Raw genomic sequence first — 18,748 nt, 5'->3', positions numbered from 1 at the left:
AGCAGACCGCATCAAACGTACATTAAAAGTTTCATACTTTTAGTGTTGTGCCCTCGTGCCCCCTCTGCGGCGGAACGGGAGGGGGACACCTTCGGGTGTGCTGGCCACGTTTGACCAGTCTGCTAACCCCTTTTCGTTCTGCCACCATAATTTTAATGTCTGGCAGAACTCCCAATAAAAAGGAGTTGGCTTTGTACATTCATTATTTCTTGGCAGCCATTGCCAAAAGCTATAACGACACAACTTAAATCATCTTTAAACAGTTTGAAGGGCTATTAGCTTTTCAGGCTTTAAGTCATTACGGCTCAAAAAAATTGCATCAACAATAAAACTTGAGATGTGCCAAGCACAGTCTTACGGCTTTGCTGTGCCTTTTTTTCTCCCAGAAAGGGCACAGTTTTTTTATTTCATTGAGAAACAACAAAAATTTATTTTATAACGGTAAAAATATGCAAAATTTAGTTCTCTCAACACGTGCCTTACAAGCTGTAAATAAAGGGATTCATCTGTTTCATCACGGTGGGTTTCACATAGTCGGTGTCGACAAAATAGTGAAAGAAACAGAAGTCACAAAAATGACCTTTTATAACTATTTTCACTCTAAACAACGCTTCATTGATATCTGTCTAATCGTGCAAAAAGAACGACTCCAAGACCAAGTAATTGAAATGATCGAGTATGATCATCACACAGTCGCCACAGATAAACTTAAGAAACTTTATTACTTACATACCGATTTAGAAGGGCCATATTACTTATTATTTAAGGCACTTTTTGAAACTAAAACCAGTTATCCAAATGCTTTTCAGACCGCGGTGAGATATAGAATGTGGCTTACCAATGAAATTTATAGCCAGCTCAGACAGTTAAAAAAAGATGCTTCTTTTAATGACGCCAGACTCTTTTTATATATGATTGACGGCGCAATTATCCAGCTTTTAGATAACAGCGGTATGGGGGAACCAGATAAAGCCTTAGATTACTTTTTACTGAAGATAGGGCGGGGTTAAGTAAATATCCCAAAGTACCTTAGCAAGTTACTTTGGGATATACAGTTTTTAAATTTTACTTATAGTAAGTCTGGATTTGGGCAGCAATAAAGTCATAACTCGCTTTATTGTATAAAGCAAATTTTCCTTTTGTTTGATAGTTAGTGGTCGACATAATTGCTGGTTCACCGTATGTTTCAGAAACAACATTACCTTTAACTTGCCATTCACCATCGTAAATTTTGCCATTCATTTCAATAGCAGGATCTTTACCACCCGAATAAATTTGATTTCCTGCACTGTCTACAGAGTAAGTTACATTGTAGCCAGCAACAGTATCAAATGTATATTTGGCCTTTGGATAAAGAGCTTGTTGCCATTCAACTACAGTTTTGAAATTAGTACTATCGCTATCAAAGAAATAAAATTCGGTATTGTTATAAACAACAGACTTTGGAACATAAATAAAAGAACCACTTGGGAAAGTCGCATTACTATTTACTAAGTTCGTAAAAGCAGCTTGATTATTTTTAAGTGTTTCAGTAAAGCGATTACTAATATATAGGTAGTCTATATTTTTAGGATTACTTGTTAAAATATTTGATGGGAAAATGTCAGATATTTTTTTACCAGAAACATCAATTTTTTCGTAATCGTAACTAATGTTATATGAATTTAAATTACAAGTGTCATTAAATTGAGCCGTCGTAATTTGTGAGCCTTGTGAAGCTACAACATAACCTAAAGGCCATCCATTATTTTGCTTTTGGTAATTCTTTTTAGTAAAAAGACCGAAAGAGTTAAGGTCATAACTTTGTACAATATCCGCAGCTAAAGTAGTTTCAATTTCATCAGCAGTTATATTGTAAATTGCTTTTGGATAAGCATATAACATTTGATCATTTCTTTTAATTTCATATGCATAAAGTTGTGGAATTGAAGTTGGAAGATTTCCTGAAGAAATTTCCTTAGATCTAAAAGTAAGAGAATATAGCGTTTCATCAAAAATTGTATTGGTTGAAAGCGTAGAGTTTAAGAGAATACCTCTATCACACTTTAGACTATTTACATTTTGAGTAGATTGCCCTTGAGCTTGCGATGATACATTTTCAGTATTATTAGAGCTTGAACTGCCTCCACCGCACCCCGTTAACATAATAAATGAAATAGAAACTGCTAAAGTTGAAATTTTTTTCATGAATAAACCTTAAGTATTTATGTTTACTTTGCGGGCGTGATTATATATTTTTTATTTATTAAAAACAGGTCGTTAAATGATATTTATTAAATATTAAGTAGACTGGAGTATACTCAATAGTCATTTTTATCTAAATAGGCGATATTAAGCTTTGCTTTTATGAATCTCTATTATGAAGTTTTTTTAAATAAAAAGATTCATTGTTTATAAAATTATCTATATCTTTCTATCTATATATAACTATTTTTAATTATTGCTGATTCGTTTCTCAAGCATATCCATAAAGGTTTTTAAAATATTATTGTGGTTTTTGCCTTTATGCGTAATTAAGCATATAGGGGTGCTGTAGTGCATTTTGTCTTTTGCAACAGGTTGCATCACACCATCTTCTACCCATTTTTTTGCATAGTGGTCGGGTAAAAAACCTAAGAATTTGCCAGTTAAAATTAGAAAGGCGATACCTTCGCGGTCACTTGCAGTCGCTTTACAGTCTAAAAGCTGATGTAACTTTGCCGCTTCCGATGTAATGGCATAATTAGGCAGAATCGCTTGCCATTTTTTTAACTCATTTAAATTGATGCTGCTACATTGGTTAAATAAAGGATGGTTTTTGCCGCAGTATAAAAATGAACTTTCACTATATAAATCGAAATAGTCTAAACCAGACAAAGGCGTCACAAGGGGAATAACGCCCGAATGTAAACGGTTATCCAGCACGCGGCATTCAATATCTGAAAGGGTGCTCATACTAATATTAATAATAACTTCCGCGTGTTCCTCGGCAAGTTGAGTCAAGGTGTTGGTGATATACCCCCTAGGCATAGTCACAAGGTTGTTAATAATGCCGATATTAAACTCACCCTTAAGGCGGTTATGCATTTGATTGACTTTAGAGCGGAAGTCTTCAATGGCTGCTGTGAGCACTTCGATATATTCTAAAATTTCTCGTCCTTCGTCTGTCAGGGCAAATCCCGCACGACCTCGCTGGCATAGTCGAATGCCCAATCGATTTTCTAAATCACCCATATGCAAACTAATTGCAGAGCGGCTAATACCTAAAATACTTTCAGCAGATGTAAAACTATGACAGTCGCAAACCGTTTTAAATATTTTGAGAAGTTTTATATCAAAATCAGTGACTTGATTTAATTTTTTAGGTTTCATTTAGTTTTGTTTTTTTAAATCTAAACTCAAGATAATTTGAATTTATCAAACTTAACACGCTATGTACACTCAAACCATAATTTGAAAATAAACAGGAATGATTATGTTTGATACGGATAAATTTAGCGACGCTGAGCATGCTTCAGAAGCAGTTCAATCTAATAATAAGATGCAATTAAATTATCAGGCACATTGGATGCCATTTTCTGCAAATCGAAACTTTGCCAAAGATCCACGCATGATTGTGGGCGCAAAAGGGTCGTATTTGATTGATGATTCGGGCCGTGAAATTTATGACTCACTTTCAGGTTTATGGACTTGTGGTGCAGGCCATACCTTGCCGGAAATTCAACAAGCGGTGAGTGCTCAGTTAGGTCAGCTAGATTATTCACCAGCTTTTCAGTTTGGTCATCCGTTGTCTTTTAAGCTGGCAGATAAAATCGTTCAGCATATGCCTGAAAAACTACAACATGTGTTTTTTACCAACTCAGGTTCAGAGTCAGCCGATACTGCTATCAAAATGGCACGTGCTTATTGGCGTATTAAAGGTAAACCAAGCAAAACCAAATTGATTGGTCGTGCGCGTGGTTACCATGGTGTAAACGTTGCGGGAACAAGCCTAGGTGGTATTGGTGGTAACCGTAAAATGTTTGGTCAACTGATGGATGTAGACCATTTACCGCATACCTTGCAGCCAAATTTAACTTTTACCAAAGGCTGTGCAGAAACAGGTGGGGTAGAACTTGCCAATGAAATGCTTAAGTTAATTGAACTACATGACGCTTCAAACATTGCAGCCGTCATTGTGGAGCCTATTTCTGGTTCGGCAGGTTGTATTGTACCGCCAACAGGTTATTTACAGCGTTTAAGAGAGATCTGTGACCAGCATGACATCTTGTTAATTTTTGATGAGGTGATTACAGGGTTTGGCCGTTTAGGAACGTGGACGGCGGCAGAATATTTTGGGGTCACACCAGATATTTTGAATTTTGCTAAACAAGTGACCAATGGTGCTATTCCTTTAGGTGGAGTGGTGGCAAGCCGCGAAATTTACTCTGCTTTTATGCAGCAAGATTTACCAGAGCATGCCATTGAGTTTACTCACGGCTATACCTATTCGGCACATCCCGTGGCTTGTGCAGCCGCTTTAGCTGCGCTTGAAGTTTTAGAAAAGAAAAACCTATTGGCTCAATCTGCGGCATTGGCCCCAAGTTTTGAAAAAACGCTACATGGCTTAAAAGGCGCACCGCACATTTTAGATATTCGCAACTGTGGTTTGATCGGTGCTTTGCAATTAGCCCCTCGTGATGGCGACGCCACAATCCGAGGCTTTGAAATTGGTATGAAGCTGTGGAAAGAAGGATTCTATGTTCGCTTTGGAGGCGACACGCTTCAATTCGGTCCAATGTTTAACAGCACAGAGGCTGATATTGACCGCTTACTGAATGCCGTGGGCGATGCGCTTTATCACGTGAATTAAGGCTTATAGATATTTATGAGCATCGGTAAGTTCTATAGATGCTCTTTAAAAACCAAATGAAAAATACAGCTTGATCTGAAAACTAATTGTAGTAAGGAGTAACAACAATGACGAATGGCCTAGAAAATTTTAGCTATGACGACGTTTCAACTGAAAACGATACGCATAGTGAACAAGCCAAAAAAGTGCTAGGGCATTTCATTCAAGGAAGAATTGTCTCTAAATCGGCAAAAAAACAGCCAGTTTACAATCCTGCGACGGGTGAAATTACGAAAGAAGTCGAAATTGCAGATGTGCAAACGGTAAATGAAGCAGTTCAGGTAGCCGAGCAAGCATTTCCTGCATGGCGAGATACGCCAGTTATTAAACGTGCGCGTGTTATGTTCAAGTTCAAACAATTATTAGAGCAAAATGCCGAAAAGATTTGCGCTTTGATTGGACAAGAGCACGGTAAAATTTCTCATGATGCTCAAGGTGAATTGCAACGCGGTATAGAAAATGTTGAATATGCTTGCGGCGCACCAGAGCTTTTAAAAGGTGAGTTTTCAAAAAATGTTGGCCCTGATATCGACTCATGGAGCGAGTTCCAGCCGCTAGGTGTTGTGGCTGGCATCACACCATTTAACTTTCCTGCCATGGTGGCGCTATGGATGTTCCCGATGGCGCTGGTCTGCGGTAACTGCTTTATTTTAAAACCTTCTGAAAAAGCGCCTTCTGTGGTTTTATACCTTGCAGAGTTATTAAAACAGGCGGGCTTACCTGACGGCGTGTTTAATGTGGTCAATGGTGACAAAGAAGCGGTAGATGCTTTATTGCATCATCCTCGTATACAGGCAGTCAGCTTTGTAGGGTCGACGCCAATTGCTGAATATATTTATCGTACAGCGACTTCAACAGGTAAACGTTGCCAAGCATTAGGCGGCGCTAAAAACCATGCCATTATCATGCCTGACGCCGATATTGATAACGTGGTGACTTCCTTGTTAGGCGCGGCTTTCGGGTCTTCAGGCGAACGTTGTATGGCACTTTCGGTGGCAGTTGCGATTGGTGATGAAGTTGCCGATGTAGTGATTGATAAGCTGACTCAGGAAATGAAAAAATTGAAGTTCGGCAACTATGCAGATGCAAGCAACGACTTTGGTCCACTCATTACGCAAGTGCATAAAGACAAAGTACAAGCTTATATTCAAAGTGCAGAACAGCAAGGTGCGAAAATTGTGGTAGATGGCCGTGATGCAAAACCAGCAGGCTATGAAAAAGGTTTCTTTGTTGGCCCAACTTTAATTGACCAAGTCACACCAAACATGACCAGTTATCAGCAAGAAATTTTTGGCCCTGTACTGCAAGTTATGCGTGTAGATACCATGCAAGAAGCCATGCAACTGATTAATGACCACGAATATGGTAATGGTACTTGTATCTATACCCGTGATGGGGAAGCGGCACGTTATTTTAGTAACCATATTCAAGTCGGTATGGTTGGGATTAATGTGCCGTTACCAGTTCCTGTGGCTTACCATAGCTTTGGTGGTTGGAAACGTTCGTTGTTTGGTGACTTACATGCTTATGGTCCAGATGGTGTCCGTTTCTACACACGCCGTAAAACCATTACCCAGCGTTGGCCATCGGCTCAAGTCCGTGAAGCAAAGCAATTTTCAATGCCGACTTTAAATTAATAATTACCATAAGGGGAAAACATGAGGTTTTCCCTTTTTCATGACTGTAGGATTTTAAACATGTAATAGATTGTTTTGATGGATATATTTTTAAGGAATGAAATATGAATAATGATAGAACAAAAAAATTAGGCGAAGGACTTTCAAATCGCCATATCACAATGATTAGTATTGGCGGTGTTATTGGTGCAGGTTTATTTGTCGGTTCATCTTCTGCAATTGCCAAGGCAGGCCCCGCAGTGATTCTTGCTTACCTGATTACCAGTATTATGGTTTTTCTGGTGATGCGCATGTTAGGTGAAATGGCCGTTTTAGAGCCGGACACTGGTTCATTTTCTACATATGCCCGTAAAGCAATTGGCCCGTGGGCAGGCTTTACCATTGGTTGGTTATATTGGTGGTTTTGGGTACTCGCGATTCCGGTCGAAGCCATTGCTGGTGCTGAAATTTTACATTCGTGGTTTCCGAGCGTTTCGGTTTCTATCTATGCATTTTGCTTTATTGTGTTCCTAAGCTTGGCCAACTTTTTTAGTACCAAAAGTTTTGGTGAGTTTGAGTTCTGGTTTTCTTTAGTCAAAGTAGTTGCCATTATTGGGTTTATCATTATTGGTATTTTGGCAATTTCAGGTGTTTGGCCTTTAGCTAAAAATGTCAGTGGCGTTGCCAATTTATACAATAACGCAGGTTTTATGCCGCACGGTATGGGAGGCGTTTTATCTGCCATTTTAATTACGGCATTTTCATTTTTTGGGGTAGAAATTGTCTCCATTGCCGCAGCCGAGTCATCAAACCCTAAACAGAAAATTAGACGTGCCACCAACTTGGTGCTGTACCGTATTATTCTTTTCTTTGTGGTTTCAATGTTTATTGCCGTTTCGCTGGTCGATTGGCGTTCACCAGACTTACAGAAATACGGGACATTCCAATATGTTTTAATGAGCTTAAACGTACCGGGTACTAAGCTCATCATTGATACGGTCGTATTTATCGCCGTGGCGAGTTGTATGAATGCTGCAATTTATACGTCTTCTCGTATGTTATTTCGTTTAGGCACACGTAATGAAGCGCCACAGGCCGTCACTAAGGTGAATTATGCCGGTGTGCCTGCCATTGCAGTGTTCGCTTCAACGTTTATTGGGCTGGTGTGCTGTGTTATTAACTATGTATTCCCAGGGAAAATCTTTGGTCTATTGCTCTCAAGCACAGGGTCTATTGCTTTGCTGGTGTACTTGGTTATTGCGTTCTCACAATTACGCTTAAGACATAAGTTAGAAGCAGTTGGAGCGGAAATTCCATTTAAAATGTGGTTGTTTCCATGGCTTACGTGGTTTGTGATTATTATTATTTTAAGTGTGCTCGCGTATATGTTCTTATCGCCAGCCTATAGTTATGAAACCACTTTATCTTTAGGTGTGACTTTAGGAGTCGTGGTTTGCGGGTTATTTGTGACCCGAAAGCGTAAAGCAACCAGAGCGGTTGCAATAAATCAGAGTAATTTATAAAAATATTAAATTAAAATTTTAACCATATAAATAAAAAGCTCCTTAATGAAAAGGAGCTTTTTACTTTTTTAATTCTAATGGTTTTATATTAATTGTTGTTTATATTTAAAATAAAATGCACAGTTAAAAACGCACTGTGCAAAGAAGTTTAAATGGCTTGCCAATTTTCTTGAACTTCTTTTGAGTTTTTATTTAAAATGACTTGATCATCTTTTACCTCCCCAATCCAAGAAGTAGGGATAAGATGGTGCTGACCGTTTTCATCTTTAGTAAGTTTTAACTGATTTTCACCATCAAGATGATCGACAGTACCTACTTTAGTACCACAAGAAGCAATAACGTCAGCATGTTTTTTAATATCATTAATATTTAAAGTACTCATTTAAAAACCTCTTCTTTGAAAATAAAAAAACGGTAGAAACTAAATTACTGGATAAAACAGAAGAAATCTTGGTTTTTTAATAAACCTTACATGATCATTTTATAATTTCACTTAAGCGATATATTTAAATAACAATGAAATAAAAAGAAATACTCAGTTAAAAAAGTTGTAAAAAGTATCTTTTTATTACACTTTGCACCTTTAATTAAACAGAATTATTTCGATATGTTTAAGTGAATACTTTTGAATAATTATTTGTAATGAATATTAAAATACCTATAAATATGACGGTCTTGAGTATGTTGAATGAATTCGAGCATGCTCAGACCGAAAATAAAACTCAGCTACGTCAAGATTTGCTCTATCAATTGGTAGATTTAGCAAAAAATTTACCTTATCCCGCTTCCGGCCAAACGTATCAACGATGGCAATTTTTTGCTCAAATTGCAGGATATGACTTAAGTCTAGCTAAATTGTTTGAGTCGCATTGTGACGCTTTAAGTATTTTGAATGAGCTTGGTTATGAAGACCAAATAGATGAGCTAGTGTGGGCTATATGGGCCGCAGACGGTGGGCCTGCACCTTTGCAGGTACAGCATAATCAATGTAGTGGTATAAAAACATGGTGTTCAGGTGCCGCGTTTATTCAAAAAGCCTTAATGAGCTATAAGGACAAACAAGGCCAAGCACAGCTTTGTATCGTTGAGTTAGCTCATCCCTCCGTTCATGTTGATCTAAGCCACTGGCAAGCAGTTGGCATGCAAGGAACCCAAACTGCACAAGTCAGTTTTGACAATACACCTGTGATTTCGATAGGTGAGCCAAATTGCTATTTAGAGCGCCCAGGTTTTTGGCATGGTGCAGCCGGTGTCGCGGCTTGTTGGTATGGTGCGGCTGTACGCTTAGTTAGTTTTTTGCAGAAAAGCTGCCAAACCCATCCAAATGCATTTAAAAAAATGTATTTGGGAGAGTTAGCCCAACAACTCTCTGTAACAAAACAGTATTTTCAATATGTTGCCAAGCTTATAGATGACGAGCCTATGCTCAGTCATGAGCACGAAATCCGTATATTACGAGCCCAAACAGAACAATGCTGCCAGAGTGTTATTCAACTTGTTGGCAAGGCTTTAGGCGCACGGCTTTATTGTGAAGAACCTACATTTTCACAGCTCATGGCTGATTTACCTGTTTTTATTCGGCAAAGTCATGCGGCTTTTGATTATGAGTGTATTGCAGAGCTTTGTTTATCGGAGAAAAGCTTATGGGAACTTTAAAACATCCCTTGGTGGAAGACCGCATTATTTCCGGTGAAGGAACACCTAAAGTGATGTGGTTAGAGGCATTTAAACAGCATCCCTTAGATTCACTCGATGTACAGCTATTTCGCTCTAAAAGGGTAGTTATTGTTGCACCGCACCCAGATGACGAAGTGCTGGGCTGTGGTGGTTTGATGCAACAGTTAGTCGAAGAAAACTGCCGTATTGTTATTTTAGCTGCAACGAACGGTACACAAAGTCATCCTCACTCAACAAAATATAGCCAAGCGCAATTAAACGATTTACGTCCACAAGAAACTTTGGCTGCTTTGAACAGTTTAGGCGTATCAGATCATTCTGAACGGATTGCTTTAAATTTAATGGATGGTCAGGTTCATTTACAAACCGATCAACTCAAACAGGCGCTCAGCCGAATTGTTCAACCCGAAGATATTTTAATTTGTAGTTATGCATTTGATGGTCATCCCGACCATGAAGCAGTAGGTAAAACCGTACAGGCTTTTGCAAAGGCTCACCAGCTTATGTGTTTACATGTACTGATTTGGGCTTGGCATTGGGCAGAGCCTTTAGATCCTCGCATTGATTGGTCTAAAGCAAAAGCTTATACCTTAACCGAACAACAATTAATTAAAAAACATCAAGCGGTTATGCAATTTAAAACACAACTTGAAGCCGATGAAAGCACAGGAAATTCCGCCGTTTTATCCTCAAGTGCAATTAGCCGTCTTTTAATGCCTTATGAGGTATATCTGAGTGACTCATTCTCGTATGTATTTTGAGGAGTTGTATCGTAGTAATAATGATCCATGGGGCTATGATTATCACTGGTATGAAGCCCGTAAAAGACAAATCTGCCTTGCATTATTAACACGACCACACTATCAAAAAGTTTTAGAAATTGGCTGCTCAAATGGTCATTTAAGCGTGCATTTAGCAAAACGTGCTTCGCATCTTGTATGTATTGATGTGTCGATGGAAGCAGTCCATTTAGCTTCTCAGCGGTTACAAGCCTTTGAACATGTCACGGTTGAAAATAAAAAAATACCTGAAGATTTTTATGAACAAAAATTTGACCTGATTGTCATTAGTGAAATGGCGTACTACCTCACTTTAGAGGAGTTGCATGATTTTATTGAAAAATTAAGATTGGCATTAAATCCGGATGGGGAAATTCTATGCTGCCACTGGCAACATGATATTCAAGATTTTGAATTAAATGCCGAGCAAGTTCACCAAAGTTTTAAACAATATTTTCCGTTTCATCATTATTTAAGTCTAAACGATCTGGACTTTATGATTGATCTTTGGACTGTAAACCCTTCATCATTAGCTCAGCGAGAACAATTACGATGAAAATAGGTGTTGTAGTTCCAGCGCATAATGAAGAGCAACATTTGCCTGCCTGTTTGCAGTCTATTCAGGAGGCAATTGAACAAGTACCCGATGAACAAGTCGAGGTGATGGTTGTCCTTGATAGCTGTACAGATCAATCGCGCTCAATTGTACAAAGCTACGGAGTAAACTGGATTGAATGTAATTATGCATGTGTCGGCAAGGCAAGGGACTTAGGGATCCGTCAGCTGATTCAAAACGGAGCAACTTGGCTTGCATGTACCGATGCCGATAGCGTAGTCAGCCCTGACTGGTTGCGTTGCCAACTTTTGCATCAACCTACAGACGCGATTTGCGGTATTGTCACTTTAGATGACTTGAGCCGTTTATCGGTGATGAAACAAAAAAAGTATTTGTCACATTATCAAGATTGCATGAATCATCAGCATATTCATGGTGCAAATTTAAGCTTTAGTGCTGCTGTTTACATGCAAGTCGGTGGTTTTGAGCCAGTTCCTTGCCATGAAGATGTTTCACTTATTAATAAATTGATAAGACAGTGCTGCAATATTACATGGAGTAATTTAGTTCGAGTAACTACCAGTAGTCGACTTGAAGGGAGAGCGCCAGAAGGTTTATCAAAATTTTTAGAAAATCTTTAATTAAATGTATTTGGTTAAGATTGTTTTAATAATTAAAACCTATTCTGATTCTATATCCTCTGTTACACAGTTTGTTCTTGTATTTATTAAGCTATACCTTTTTGCCACATCACCCGATGTGGTTTTTTTTAACCGTAACGACCTAAATACAGCGTAAATCAATAGAGTACCCTAACAAGAGTGCTGTATATCTGACACGATCACACAAAAAATCACAAAAGCTAAAACTCACAGTTTTAAAAAGTTGTTTAGATAAATATGAATAAAAAATAGGAGTCATTTCATGAAAAAAATATTATTAACTGCAATAACAAGCTTGGTTTTATTAGGTAGTCATGCAGCATTTGCAAGAACAGATCCAGCGATACTTAATCAAGCTGCAAAAAATATAGTGACTGTTTCAAAAGCAAAAACTTTAGCTGACGAAACAGGCGTAACGTTAACCGGTACTATTGTTAAACATGTTGCTGGTGAACACTATGAGTTTAAAGATAAAACAGGTTCAATCATCATTGAGGTAGATGATGATTTAGCAAAGGGTTGGGAATTGAAAGCGGGCGATAAAGTGCGCATTGTAGGTGAGGTTGATACTCATCGTATGAAACCGACCGATATTGAAGTTTTACAAATTGAGCGTGTTAAATAATTCATTGTTATTTAATAAAAAAAGCCTGAAACTAGTTTCAGGCTTTTTTTAACGAAAGATAAAGTTTTTCTAATGAATGTGTGTTAAGTTGAAAATTCCATTAATTATGAAATTATATATTTCACGGAAGTCTTATGAACGTTCGACTGTGTTATGCCAGCCAACGAAACGAAGAAAATGAAGATTTACTACAAGATTTACGTGATATCCTGACTGAAGCTCGTGATTTCAATGAATTAAATGAGATTTGTGGGGTACTTTATTATGCTGATAACGCTTTCTTTCAGTGTTTAGAAGGAGAGCAAGAGGTAGTGGAAGGATTATTTGAAAAAATTAAAAATGATCGAAGACACTACAATATCAAATGGTTATGCACATATTCCATTGATCAAAACTCTTTTCAAAGTTGGTCTATGAAATATGTGCAACGCAATACCAATATTGAGGCTTTCTTTCTTAAGATGGGAGAGAAATCATTTAACCCAAGCCTACTTAATCAGCAAAATCTCAAATTTTTCTTAGATGAGCTAGTCGTTACAGAACAAACTAAACTTACTCCTAATAAGAAAGTTGGCATGGTCAATCGAGGAGTAAATCCATTCTAACCATTTGATGTTATACCGATATGGATGTCCTTGAGTTTAGGTGTTATTTTAGTCATGACTAAATACACAATAATTGAAATCGAGAACATCCATAGCACTTCAAAACTTTGGCTAATCACAAACATCGCCCAATAGAACAAACTAAACAAGGCGAGGCATAGTCCACTTCCTTTATAATACCAAGTAATGAATATTCCAAAGAGAGCCGAAGAAAGAACGAGATTAAACGTCTCATTCATTCCTAGATAGTTAAACAAAATAATGAGTAAGCATAAAGCTAACATTGATAGTAAATATATAAATATATTTTTTGCAATAAACATTTTCTGTACCCTATCCAAAGATTTGAGGAATTTGTCTTTCCTCTGTTGCCAGAGGAAAGACAGTACATATTAATTTTTTGAGATTCTTTTTCTATTATTGAGAGTTTTTATATTAATAAAGATGACTTTATCATTTTCTCCAGATCTCTTCATTAATATTAAGCTTTCTATTTAATAGTAAAGAGTGCTTCTATGTACTTAAATTAATTATAGGAAAAACAAAAGGTTGTGTTGTACGCTTTGGCTTACATGATTGTGAGATATTGCCTACATTTGTATAAAAAATAATCAAATTTTACAAAAAATCATTGTGGAAAACTATTTAATTTCAAATATTTATTTAAAAATAATGTTGAGGTGAGTTTTACACAAATAACAAAAAGTAACATCGAGACCAGAAAGATATTTTTAGAAATTAAAGAGGGTATTGAAACGAAATTGTCTTATTTAAAATATTTTTTAACGTTTGATAAAATATTTTATTGTTAAAATGATTTTTTAATAAATAAAATTTATATTTTGATAAATGGTTTAATATATTTGTTGGATATATAAAGATAAATTTTATGAACTCTGTTTTAGTTTTTTAAAAAACACATCTTACTTAAAATGTTAGTAAGCAATCTTGAACGATATAAGTTAGTAAAATGAGTTAGAAGACTGTTCATCATTTTTGAATTTTGACCAGCATAGAACGGGCTACGCTGGCTTTATCACTTTTGAAACTGATTAATCTGAACGTTTAACCAGCCAATCGCTTATTTCTGGCCAAACAGAAGTAGGCGCCTGACTGCCTGAAACGACACCCATATGGCCACCTGATACGACTTTGAACGTTTTATCTTGGCTACTAATTAAGTCCATAAGCGGCTTAACAGCATCACTGGTGACAATAATGTCTGTACTGCCGCCTATAGCTAAAACCGAACAATCAATATCTTTTAAATAGGCGGTTAGTTCACCAAATTTAATTACACCTGTTGAAAGTTCATTATCAATCCAGAAACGTAGAATGATGTCACGCATAACGCCGCCCGGATAGGCCTGCATATTATCGATAAATGAACTAGAAGTCGCATGGTCAACAATAAACTCTCGGTTATCAAGGTTTTTAAAAAGTTGCCAATAGGTTTTTAAGTTGCCAATCGGGTCTGTTAACTTAAAACCTAGCGTGTTTTGCCATCCATAAATGTGAAACACTTCACTCGGTACATGCTGCCGAATACGAAACGGGGTATGTTTACGCACCCAGTTTGCAGGTTTAGTCAAGCTTCCATAGAGTTTGCCCATATAACCTGCTTTATGTGTATCGATAGGGGACGCAATAATAATCAGGTTCTTAATATCTTTATCTTTAAATAATGCGGTATAGCAGAGGGAAAGTGCGCCGCCCAGACTCCAGCCATGTAAAGAAAGTTGCTGCTGCCCACTATGCTTACGAACCTGTTGTAACATTTCCGGCATAAAAATTTTAATATAAGTGCCGAAGTTGTATTTTGCCTGATGTCGGGTTGGCATACCCCAGTCAATTAAATAGACATCGAAACCTTGAGATAAAAAATAACGTATAAGGCTGCGTGTAGGAAATAAGTCATAAATGAGCATATTGACTGCTAATGGCGGAACAATAACCAAAGGGACACGATGTGTCTTTACTGAAGCCTCGGTTTCGTTTCTATAATGACGTAAACTTATAATTTCATGCTCATAAATTACATCAAAGGGCGTTTTTCCAGATAAGGCAATTTGAGAGCCTCTAAAAAATAGGTCTGATGCATTGGTTAACATGCGAGGCACGTTTTGACCAGCACGCTTTTTAAGAGATCTTCTAATCGATTGTAACTGTCGCATTTTAAGCAATAAACTCATTTGAATATAAAACAGATGTTACCCAGAGCAATCACGAGCTGGTCTGATATAAATATTAAATGGAATAAAAGGGGAGTTCAGTGACTTAAAAGACAGGATTTTCTGCTTAAGGTATCAAGGACTAAATTTTTAAATTAAGAATTATTTTATTTAAGATTTTGAAGTTTAAAGATAAATTAATTTATTGTATAAAATTTTAAAAATTTAAGGTTTTTTTAAGAATGATGATAATTTTTATTGCTAGGGTAATTTTGTAAAGTTTATTTGTGTTTTTTTTACATATTAAAATTTAAAATATAATTATTTTACAATCCGTTAGGAATGTAATCAGAAAGTAGTATATATGGAATTTGTTTTTAATGGTTTTTATACACTAATTTCGGCGGTCATTGTTTTATTGTTGGGCCGCTTTCTTGTTAATCGTATCGATTTTTTAAAACGTTATAATATCCCTGAACCAGTAGCGGGTGGTTTGGTGGCTGCTGTAGTTTCTTTACTTGTCCACAGTTTGTGGGGGTACAGCATTGTTTTTAGTAGCGAATTACAAACTAGCTTTATGCTCGTGTTCTTTGCTTCAATTGGTTTAAGTGCCAATTTTATGAAGCTTAAAGAAGGTGGTAGCGCTTTGATCATCTTCTTAATTTGTGTGGCCTCATTTATTGTGGTTCAAAATGCTGTGGGCATGAGCCTTGCGACCTTATTAGGGCTTGATCCACTCATTGGTTTAATTGCGGGTTCAATCACCTTAACTGGTGGTCATGGTACAGCAGGTGCATGGGGTGAAATTTTAGAAAGCCAGCATGGTATTCAAGGTGCTTTAGCATTAGGCATGGCGAGTGCGACATTTGGCTTGATTATTGGTGGTGTGATTGGTGGACCTTTAGCCAAATTACTCATTAACCGTTATCAGCTTGCTCAAGCAAAAACCAATGATGAAATTCACTATCGCGATACGCATGTTGAACAACATTCGGATGATCTCGCGCCGTTTGAAAACCCACATCAAGTTCGTTTAATTACAGCCGACAATGCAATTACTACACTAGGTATGTTTGCAGCGTGTTTAGCGTTTGCTGAGTTTATGACTGGCTTTAGTAAGGGAACATGGTTTGAGTTACCTACCTTCGTTTGGGCGCTGGGCGGTGGTGTAATTTTAAGAAACATTTTAGAAAGCGTATTGAAAATTGATATTTTTGACCGCGCAATTGATGTTTTTGGGAATGCTTCTTTATCACTTTACCTAGCAATGGCATTGCTTTCATTAAAGCTTTGGCAGCTTGCTGACTTAGCTGGCCCGCTTGTCGTTATTTTGGGTGCACAAACGATTACGATGGCGCTATATGCAGCATTTGTGACGTTCCGTGTAATGGGCAAAAACTATGATGCAGCGGTGTTGTCAGCAGGTCACTGTGGTTTTGGTATGGGTGCAACACCGACAGCAGTTGCAAATATGCAAGCCATTACCAATATGTATGGGCCATCACATAAGGCATTTTTGATTGTTCCGCTTTGTGGTGCATTCTTTGTCGACTTAATTAATGCGACTGTCATTCAGTTGATGTTGAAATTTATTGTTTAATCGAAAAAAGCCCGTAAGGGCTTTTTTTTATGAGGGCTTTTCCCAAAAGTAATAATCGCCCTTAAACATGGTTTCACATAGAATAAATTGCAGATAAATAAAATGAGAAATGTATGAGCGCAGAAGCACATTCAATTAGCTTGGTTGCCCCCGTGGTTTTATTGGCAGCGGCTGTAATTGCAGTCCCTATTTTTAAACGTATTGGTTTAGGTTCAGTATTAGGTTATTTAATTGCGGGTCTGGTTATTGGCCCATTCGGTTTTGCTTTTTTTCAAGATTCCACCGCAATTTTGCATATTGCTGAGTTGGGAATAGTGATGTATCTATTTTTGATTGGCTTAGAGATGCAGCCATCACATTTGTGGAGTCTTAGACGCGAAATTTTTGGGCTTGGCACACTACAGATCATCATTTGCGGACTGGCTTTAACTGGTGTCGGGTTGTTGTTTGGTTTTACGTGGCAAGTTTCTTTTATTGGTGCGGCAGGGTTTGTATTAACTTCGACTGCGATTGTGATGCAGTTGTTGGGCGATCGGGGGGATTTGACTCAGCCTCGTGGGCAAAAAATTGTAGCTATCTTACTTTTTGAAGATTTACTAATTGTACCTTTGCTGGCCATTGTTGCTTTTATGGCACCCAACCATGTGGTTGAAAGTACATCTGTACGTTTAGAAAATATAGGAATTGGTTTAATCGCAATTGCAGGTCTTATCGCGGCAGGGTATTGGTTACTTAATCCGTTATTTAGACTCTTGGCGGCTGCTAAAGCCCGAGAAGTCATGACTGCCGCTGCATTATTGGTTGTGTTGGGGGCTGCATTACTCATGCAAGTGAGTGGGTTGTCTATGGCGATGGGTGCTTTCTTAGCGGGAGTGCTTTTATCTGAATCGACCTTTAGACATCAAATTGAAGCTGATATTGAACCATTCCGAGGAATCTTGTTGGGCCTGTTTTTTCTTGGGGGCGGCATGTCATTGGATTTATCGGTTGTTGCTCAAAACTGGCAGCTCATTGTGAGTGGTGTAATTGCCCTGATGTTTGCCAAAGCGCTCATGATTTATATAGTCGCCCGATTAACCAAAAGTCCTCATACTGAAGCATTGGATCGCGCTTTACTCATGGCTCAAGGAGGAGAGTTTGCTTTTGTACTTTTCTCTGCCGCGCTAAGTGCTCAAGTGATTGATAGTACGGTTAAATCTAACTTAACCGCTATTGTGGTACTTTCAATGGTGTTGACCCCAATTGTGGGTATTCTTTTTAAACGATTTACTCAGACGAAAGCGGATGTTTCATTAGAAAACGTCAATATTGCCGAGGGTTTAAGCGGTAGTGTTTTAATGATCGGTTTCGGACGCTTTGGGCAGGTAACCAGTCAACTCTTATTGGCAAGAGGTGTGGATGTCACCATTATTGATAATAATACCGACATGATTCAAAACGCCGAAAAATTTGGTTTTAAAATTTATTATGGCGATGGTTGCCGCCTAGATATTCTACATGCTTCTGGTGCTGCAACAGCACAAGCGATTGTGGTGTGTGTAGACAGTAAAGAAACCACAAATAGAATTGTGGAACTCGTCACCCATGAATTTCCTTTAGCGAAATTATTAGTCCGCTCATATGACCGTGAACACTCGCTGCATCTAGTCAAACAAAAAGTAGACTTTATGATTCGTGAAACGTTTGAATCTGCAATTAAGTTTGGTGGAGTAATTTTACAAGAACTTGGCGTAGATAAAGACGAAGTAGAAAGAATTACCGAGGAAATTCGAGATTTGGATAATGAGCGGTTTGAAACTGAAATCGCAGCAGATGACGTAAATGCGGGAGTAGGTTTGCAATATACACATACACATCATCCACGACCAACAGCACCGTTAATTCGACCAAAACGGGAAGGGCGGATTTTAAATAAGGAAGATCATTCAGATAGCGATTCTTAATGAGTATCAAGTTCAGTAGAAGCTCTCTTTAGAAGAACTTCTACTGAACAGGTTTATGGTAAAAAGCTTAAAGTGTTAAACCCGATGCGCCTATCAATCAAACTAATTTAGCTTGGTGTCA

Annotated in this window: 17 protein-coding genes; 12 read left to right on the top strand and 5 right to left on the bottom strand. The window is 37.7% G+C overall.

Annotation, left to right across the window (positions count from 1 at the left end; translation table 11 throughout):
- Positions 1-449 precede the first annotated feature (449 nt).
- Entirely contained in the window at positions 450-1,010 is a 561-nt protein-coding gene (locus ABLB96_RS14130; protein ID WP_348896835.1) for a TetR/AcrR family transcriptional regulator, read from the top strand.
- Between the two features lie 55 nt (positions 1,011-1,065).
- On the opposite strand, the gene ABLB96_RS14125 is transcribed toward ABLB96_RS14130, so the two are convergent.
- Both ABLB96_RS14125 and ABLB96_RS14120 read right to left on the bottom strand, forming a co-directional pair.
- The gene (locus tag ABLB96_RS14125) at positions 1,066-2,187 is read right to left on the bottom strand and encodes a hypothetical protein (protein WP_348896834.1); all 1,122 of its coding nucleotides are present in this window, start codon (positions 2,185-2,187) and stop codon (positions 1,066-1,068) included.
- Positions 2,188-2,433: 246 nt separating this feature from the next.
- A complete protein-coding gene (locus ABLB96_RS14120; protein ID WP_348896833.1) occupies positions 2,434-3,351 on the bottom strand; it encodes a LysR family transcriptional regulator in 918 nt (305 codons plus the stop codon).
- Between the two features lie 97 nt (positions 3,352-3,448).
- Here ABLB96_RS14120 and ABLB96_RS14115 point away from each other — a divergent pair, with 97 nt between their 5' ends.
- The 3 genes from ABLB96_RS14115 (at position 3,449) to ABLB96_RS14105 (ending at position 8,009) form a co-directional block, all read left to right on the top strand.
- Positions 3,449-4,831 carry an aspartate aminotransferase family protein gene (locus tag ABLB96_RS14115; protein WP_348896832.1) on the top strand — a complete coding sequence of 461 codons (1,383 nt, stop codon included), beginning with the start codon at positions 3,449-3,451 and terminating at the stop codon, positions 4,829-4,831.
- 107 nt (positions 4,832-4,938) lie between these two features.
- Positions 4,939-6,507 carry a CoA-acylating methylmalonate-semialdehyde dehydrogenase gene (locus ABLB96_RS14110; RefSeq protein ID WP_348896831.1) on the top strand — a complete coding sequence of 523 codons (1,569 nt, stop codon included), beginning with the start codon at positions 4,939-4,941 and terminating at the stop codon, positions 6,505-6,507.
- A 104-nt stretch (positions 6,508-6,611) separates the two neighbouring features.
- Positions 6,612-8,009, top strand: a complete 1,398-nt coding sequence (locus tag ABLB96_RS14105; RefSeq protein WP_348896830.1) for an amino acid permease — start codon at positions 6,612-6,614, stop codon at positions 8,007-8,009.
- 148 nt (positions 8,010-8,157) lie between these two features.
- Here ABLB96_RS14105 and ABLB96_RS14100 read toward each other — a convergent pair whose 3' ends face one another.
- The gene (locus tag ABLB96_RS14100) at positions 8,158-8,391 is read right to left on the bottom strand and encodes a DUF2171 domain-containing protein (protein ID WP_348896829.1); all 234 of its coding nucleotides are present in this window, start codon (positions 8,389-8,391) and stop codon (positions 8,158-8,160) included.
- Between the two features lie 299 nt (positions 8,392-8,690).
- Between ABLB96_RS14100 and ABLB96_RS14095 the strand changes: the two genes are divergently transcribed.
- From ABLB96_RS14095 to ABLB96_RS14070, 6 genes are all read left to right on the top strand, one after another.
- Positions 8,691-9,665 (top strand): acyl-CoA dehydrogenase, encoded by a 975-nt coding sequence (locus ABLB96_RS14095; RefSeq protein ID WP_348896827.1) that lies wholly within the window; start codon positions 8,691-8,693, stop codon positions 9,663-9,665.
- Entirely contained in the window at positions 9,653-10,447 is a 795-nt protein-coding gene (locus ABLB96_RS14090) for a PIG-L family deacetylase (protein WP_348896826.1), read from the top strand. The genes ABLB96_RS14095 and ABLB96_RS14090 overlap by 13 nt, the downstream gene beginning before the upstream one ends.
- Positions 10,422-11,021, top strand: a complete 600-nt coding sequence (locus ABLB96_RS14085; RefSeq protein WP_348896824.1) for a class I SAM-dependent methyltransferase — start codon at positions 10,422-10,424, stop codon at positions 11,019-11,021. The genes ABLB96_RS14090 and ABLB96_RS14085 overlap by 26 nt, the downstream gene beginning before the upstream one ends.
- Entirely contained in the window at positions 11,018-11,662 is a 645-nt protein-coding gene (locus ABLB96_RS14080) for a glycosyltransferase (protein ID WP_348896823.1), read from the top strand. The genes ABLB96_RS14085 and ABLB96_RS14080 overlap by 4 nt, the downstream gene beginning before the upstream one ends.
- A 283-nt stretch (positions 11,663-11,945) precedes the next feature.
- Positions 11,946-12,308, top strand: coding sequence for a NirD/YgiW/YdeI family stress tolerance protein (locus ABLB96_RS14075; protein WP_348896822.1), 363 nt, complete (start codon positions 11,946-11,948; stop codon positions 12,306-12,308).
- A 134-nt stretch (positions 12,309-12,442) separates the two neighbouring features.
- Entirely contained in the window at positions 12,443-12,913 is a 471-nt protein-coding gene (locus ABLB96_RS14070) for an AnBLUF65 family BLUF photoreceptors (RefSeq protein WP_348896821.1), read from the top strand.
- On the opposite strand, the gene ABLB96_RS14065 is transcribed toward ABLB96_RS14070, so the two are convergent.
- Positions 12,910-13,236, bottom strand: coding sequence for a hypothetical protein (locus ABLB96_RS14065; protein ID WP_348896820.1), 327 nt, complete (start codon positions 13,234-13,236; stop codon positions 12,910-12,912). The genes ABLB96_RS14070 and ABLB96_RS14065 overlap by 4 nt on opposite strands.
- 729 nt (positions 13,237-13,965) lie before the next feature.
- Positions 13,966-15,105, bottom strand: coding sequence for an alpha/beta fold hydrolase (locus tag ABLB96_RS14060; RefSeq protein ID WP_348896819.1), 1,140 nt, complete (start codon positions 15,103-15,105; stop codon positions 13,966-13,968).
- A 343-nt stretch (positions 15,106-15,448) separates the two neighbouring features.
- Between ABLB96_RS14060 and gltS the strand changes: the two genes are divergently transcribed.
- The gene (gene gltS, locus ABLB96_RS14055) at positions 15,449-16,684 is read left to right on the top strand and encodes a sodium/glutamate symporter (protein WP_348896818.1); all 1,236 of its coding nucleotides are present in this window, start codon (positions 15,449-15,451) and stop codon (positions 16,682-16,684) included.
- A gap of 113 nt (positions 16,685-16,797) precedes the next feature.
- The gene (locus ABLB96_RS14050; protein WP_348896817.1) at positions 16,798-18,627 is read left to right on the top strand and encodes a monovalent cation:proton antiporter-2 (CPA2) family protein; all 1,830 of its coding nucleotides are present in this window, start codon (positions 16,798-16,800) and stop codon (positions 18,625-18,627) included.
- Positions 18,628-18,748 lie beyond the last annotated feature (121 nt).

It is taken from the genome of Acinetobacter sp. XH1741 (genome assembly GCF_041021895.1).
Taxonomy (GTDB): Bacteria; Pseudomonadota; Gammaproteobacteria; order Pseudomonadales; family Moraxellaceae; genus Acinetobacter.
This window is presented reverse-complemented; position numbering and strand designations above follow the sequence as displayed.

Excerpts from the sequence above, each read along its gene's own strand:
- ABLB96_RS14130 (WP_348896835.1), top strand. The coding sequence starts at position 450 with ATGCAAAATTTAGTTCTCTCAACACGTGCCTTACAAGCTGTAAATAAA.
- ABLB96_RS14125 (WP_348896834.1), bottom strand. The coding sequence starts at position 2,187 with ATGAAAAAAATTTCAACTTTAGCAGTTTCTATTTCATTTATTATGTTA.
- ABLB96_RS14120 (WP_348896833.1), bottom strand. The coding sequence starts at position 3,351 with ATGAAACCTAAAAAATTAAATCAAGTCACTGATTTTGATATAAAACTT.
- ABLB96_RS14115 (WP_348896832.1), top strand. The coding sequence starts at position 3,449 with ATGATTATGTTTGATACGGATAAATTTAGCGACGCTGAGCATGCTTCA.
- ABLB96_RS14110 (WP_348896831.1), top strand. The coding sequence starts at position 4,939 with ATGACGAATGGCCTAGAAAATTTTAGCTATGACGACGTTTCAACTGAA.
- ABLB96_RS14105 (WP_348896830.1), top strand. The coding sequence starts at position 6,612 with ATGAATAATGATAGAACAAAAAAATTAGGCGAAGGACTTTCAAATCGC.
- ABLB96_RS14100 (WP_348896829.1), bottom strand. The coding sequence starts at position 8,391 with ATGAGTACTTTAAATATTAATGATATTAAAAAACATGCTGACGTTATT.
- ABLB96_RS14095 (WP_348896827.1), top strand. The coding sequence starts at position 8,691 with ATGTTGAATGAATTCGAGCATGCTCAGACCGAAAATAAAACTCAGCTA.
- ABLB96_RS14090 (WP_348896826.1), top strand. The coding sequence starts at position 9,653 with ATGGGAACTTTAAAACATCCCTTGGTGGAAGACCGCATTATTTCCGGT.
- ABLB96_RS14080 (WP_348896823.1), top strand. The coding sequence starts at position 11,018 with ATGAAAATAGGTGTTGTAGTTCCAGCGCATAATGAAGAGCAACATTTG.
- ABLB96_RS14075 (WP_348896822.1), top strand. The coding sequence starts at position 11,946 with ATGAAAAAAATATTATTAACTGCAATAACAAGCTTGGTTTTATTAGGT.
- ABLB96_RS14070 (WP_348896821.1), top strand. The coding sequence starts at position 12,443 with ATGAACGTTCGACTGTGTTATGCCAGCCAACGAAACGAAGAAAATGAA.
- ABLB96_RS14065 (WP_348896820.1), bottom strand. The coding sequence starts at position 13,236 with ATGTTTATTGCAAAAAATATATTTATATATTTACTATCAATGTTAGCT.
- ABLB96_RS14060 (WP_348896819.1), bottom strand. The coding sequence starts at position 15,105 with ATGAGTTTATTGCTTAAAATGCGACAGTTACAATCGATTAGAAGATCT.
- gltS (WP_348896818.1), top strand. The coding sequence starts at position 15,449 with ATGGAATTTGTTTTTAATGGTTTTTATACACTAATTTCGGCGGTCATT.
- ABLB96_RS14050 (WP_348896817.1), top strand. The coding sequence starts at position 16,798 with ATGAGCGCAGAAGCACATTCAATTAGCTTGGTTGCCCCCGTGGTTTTA.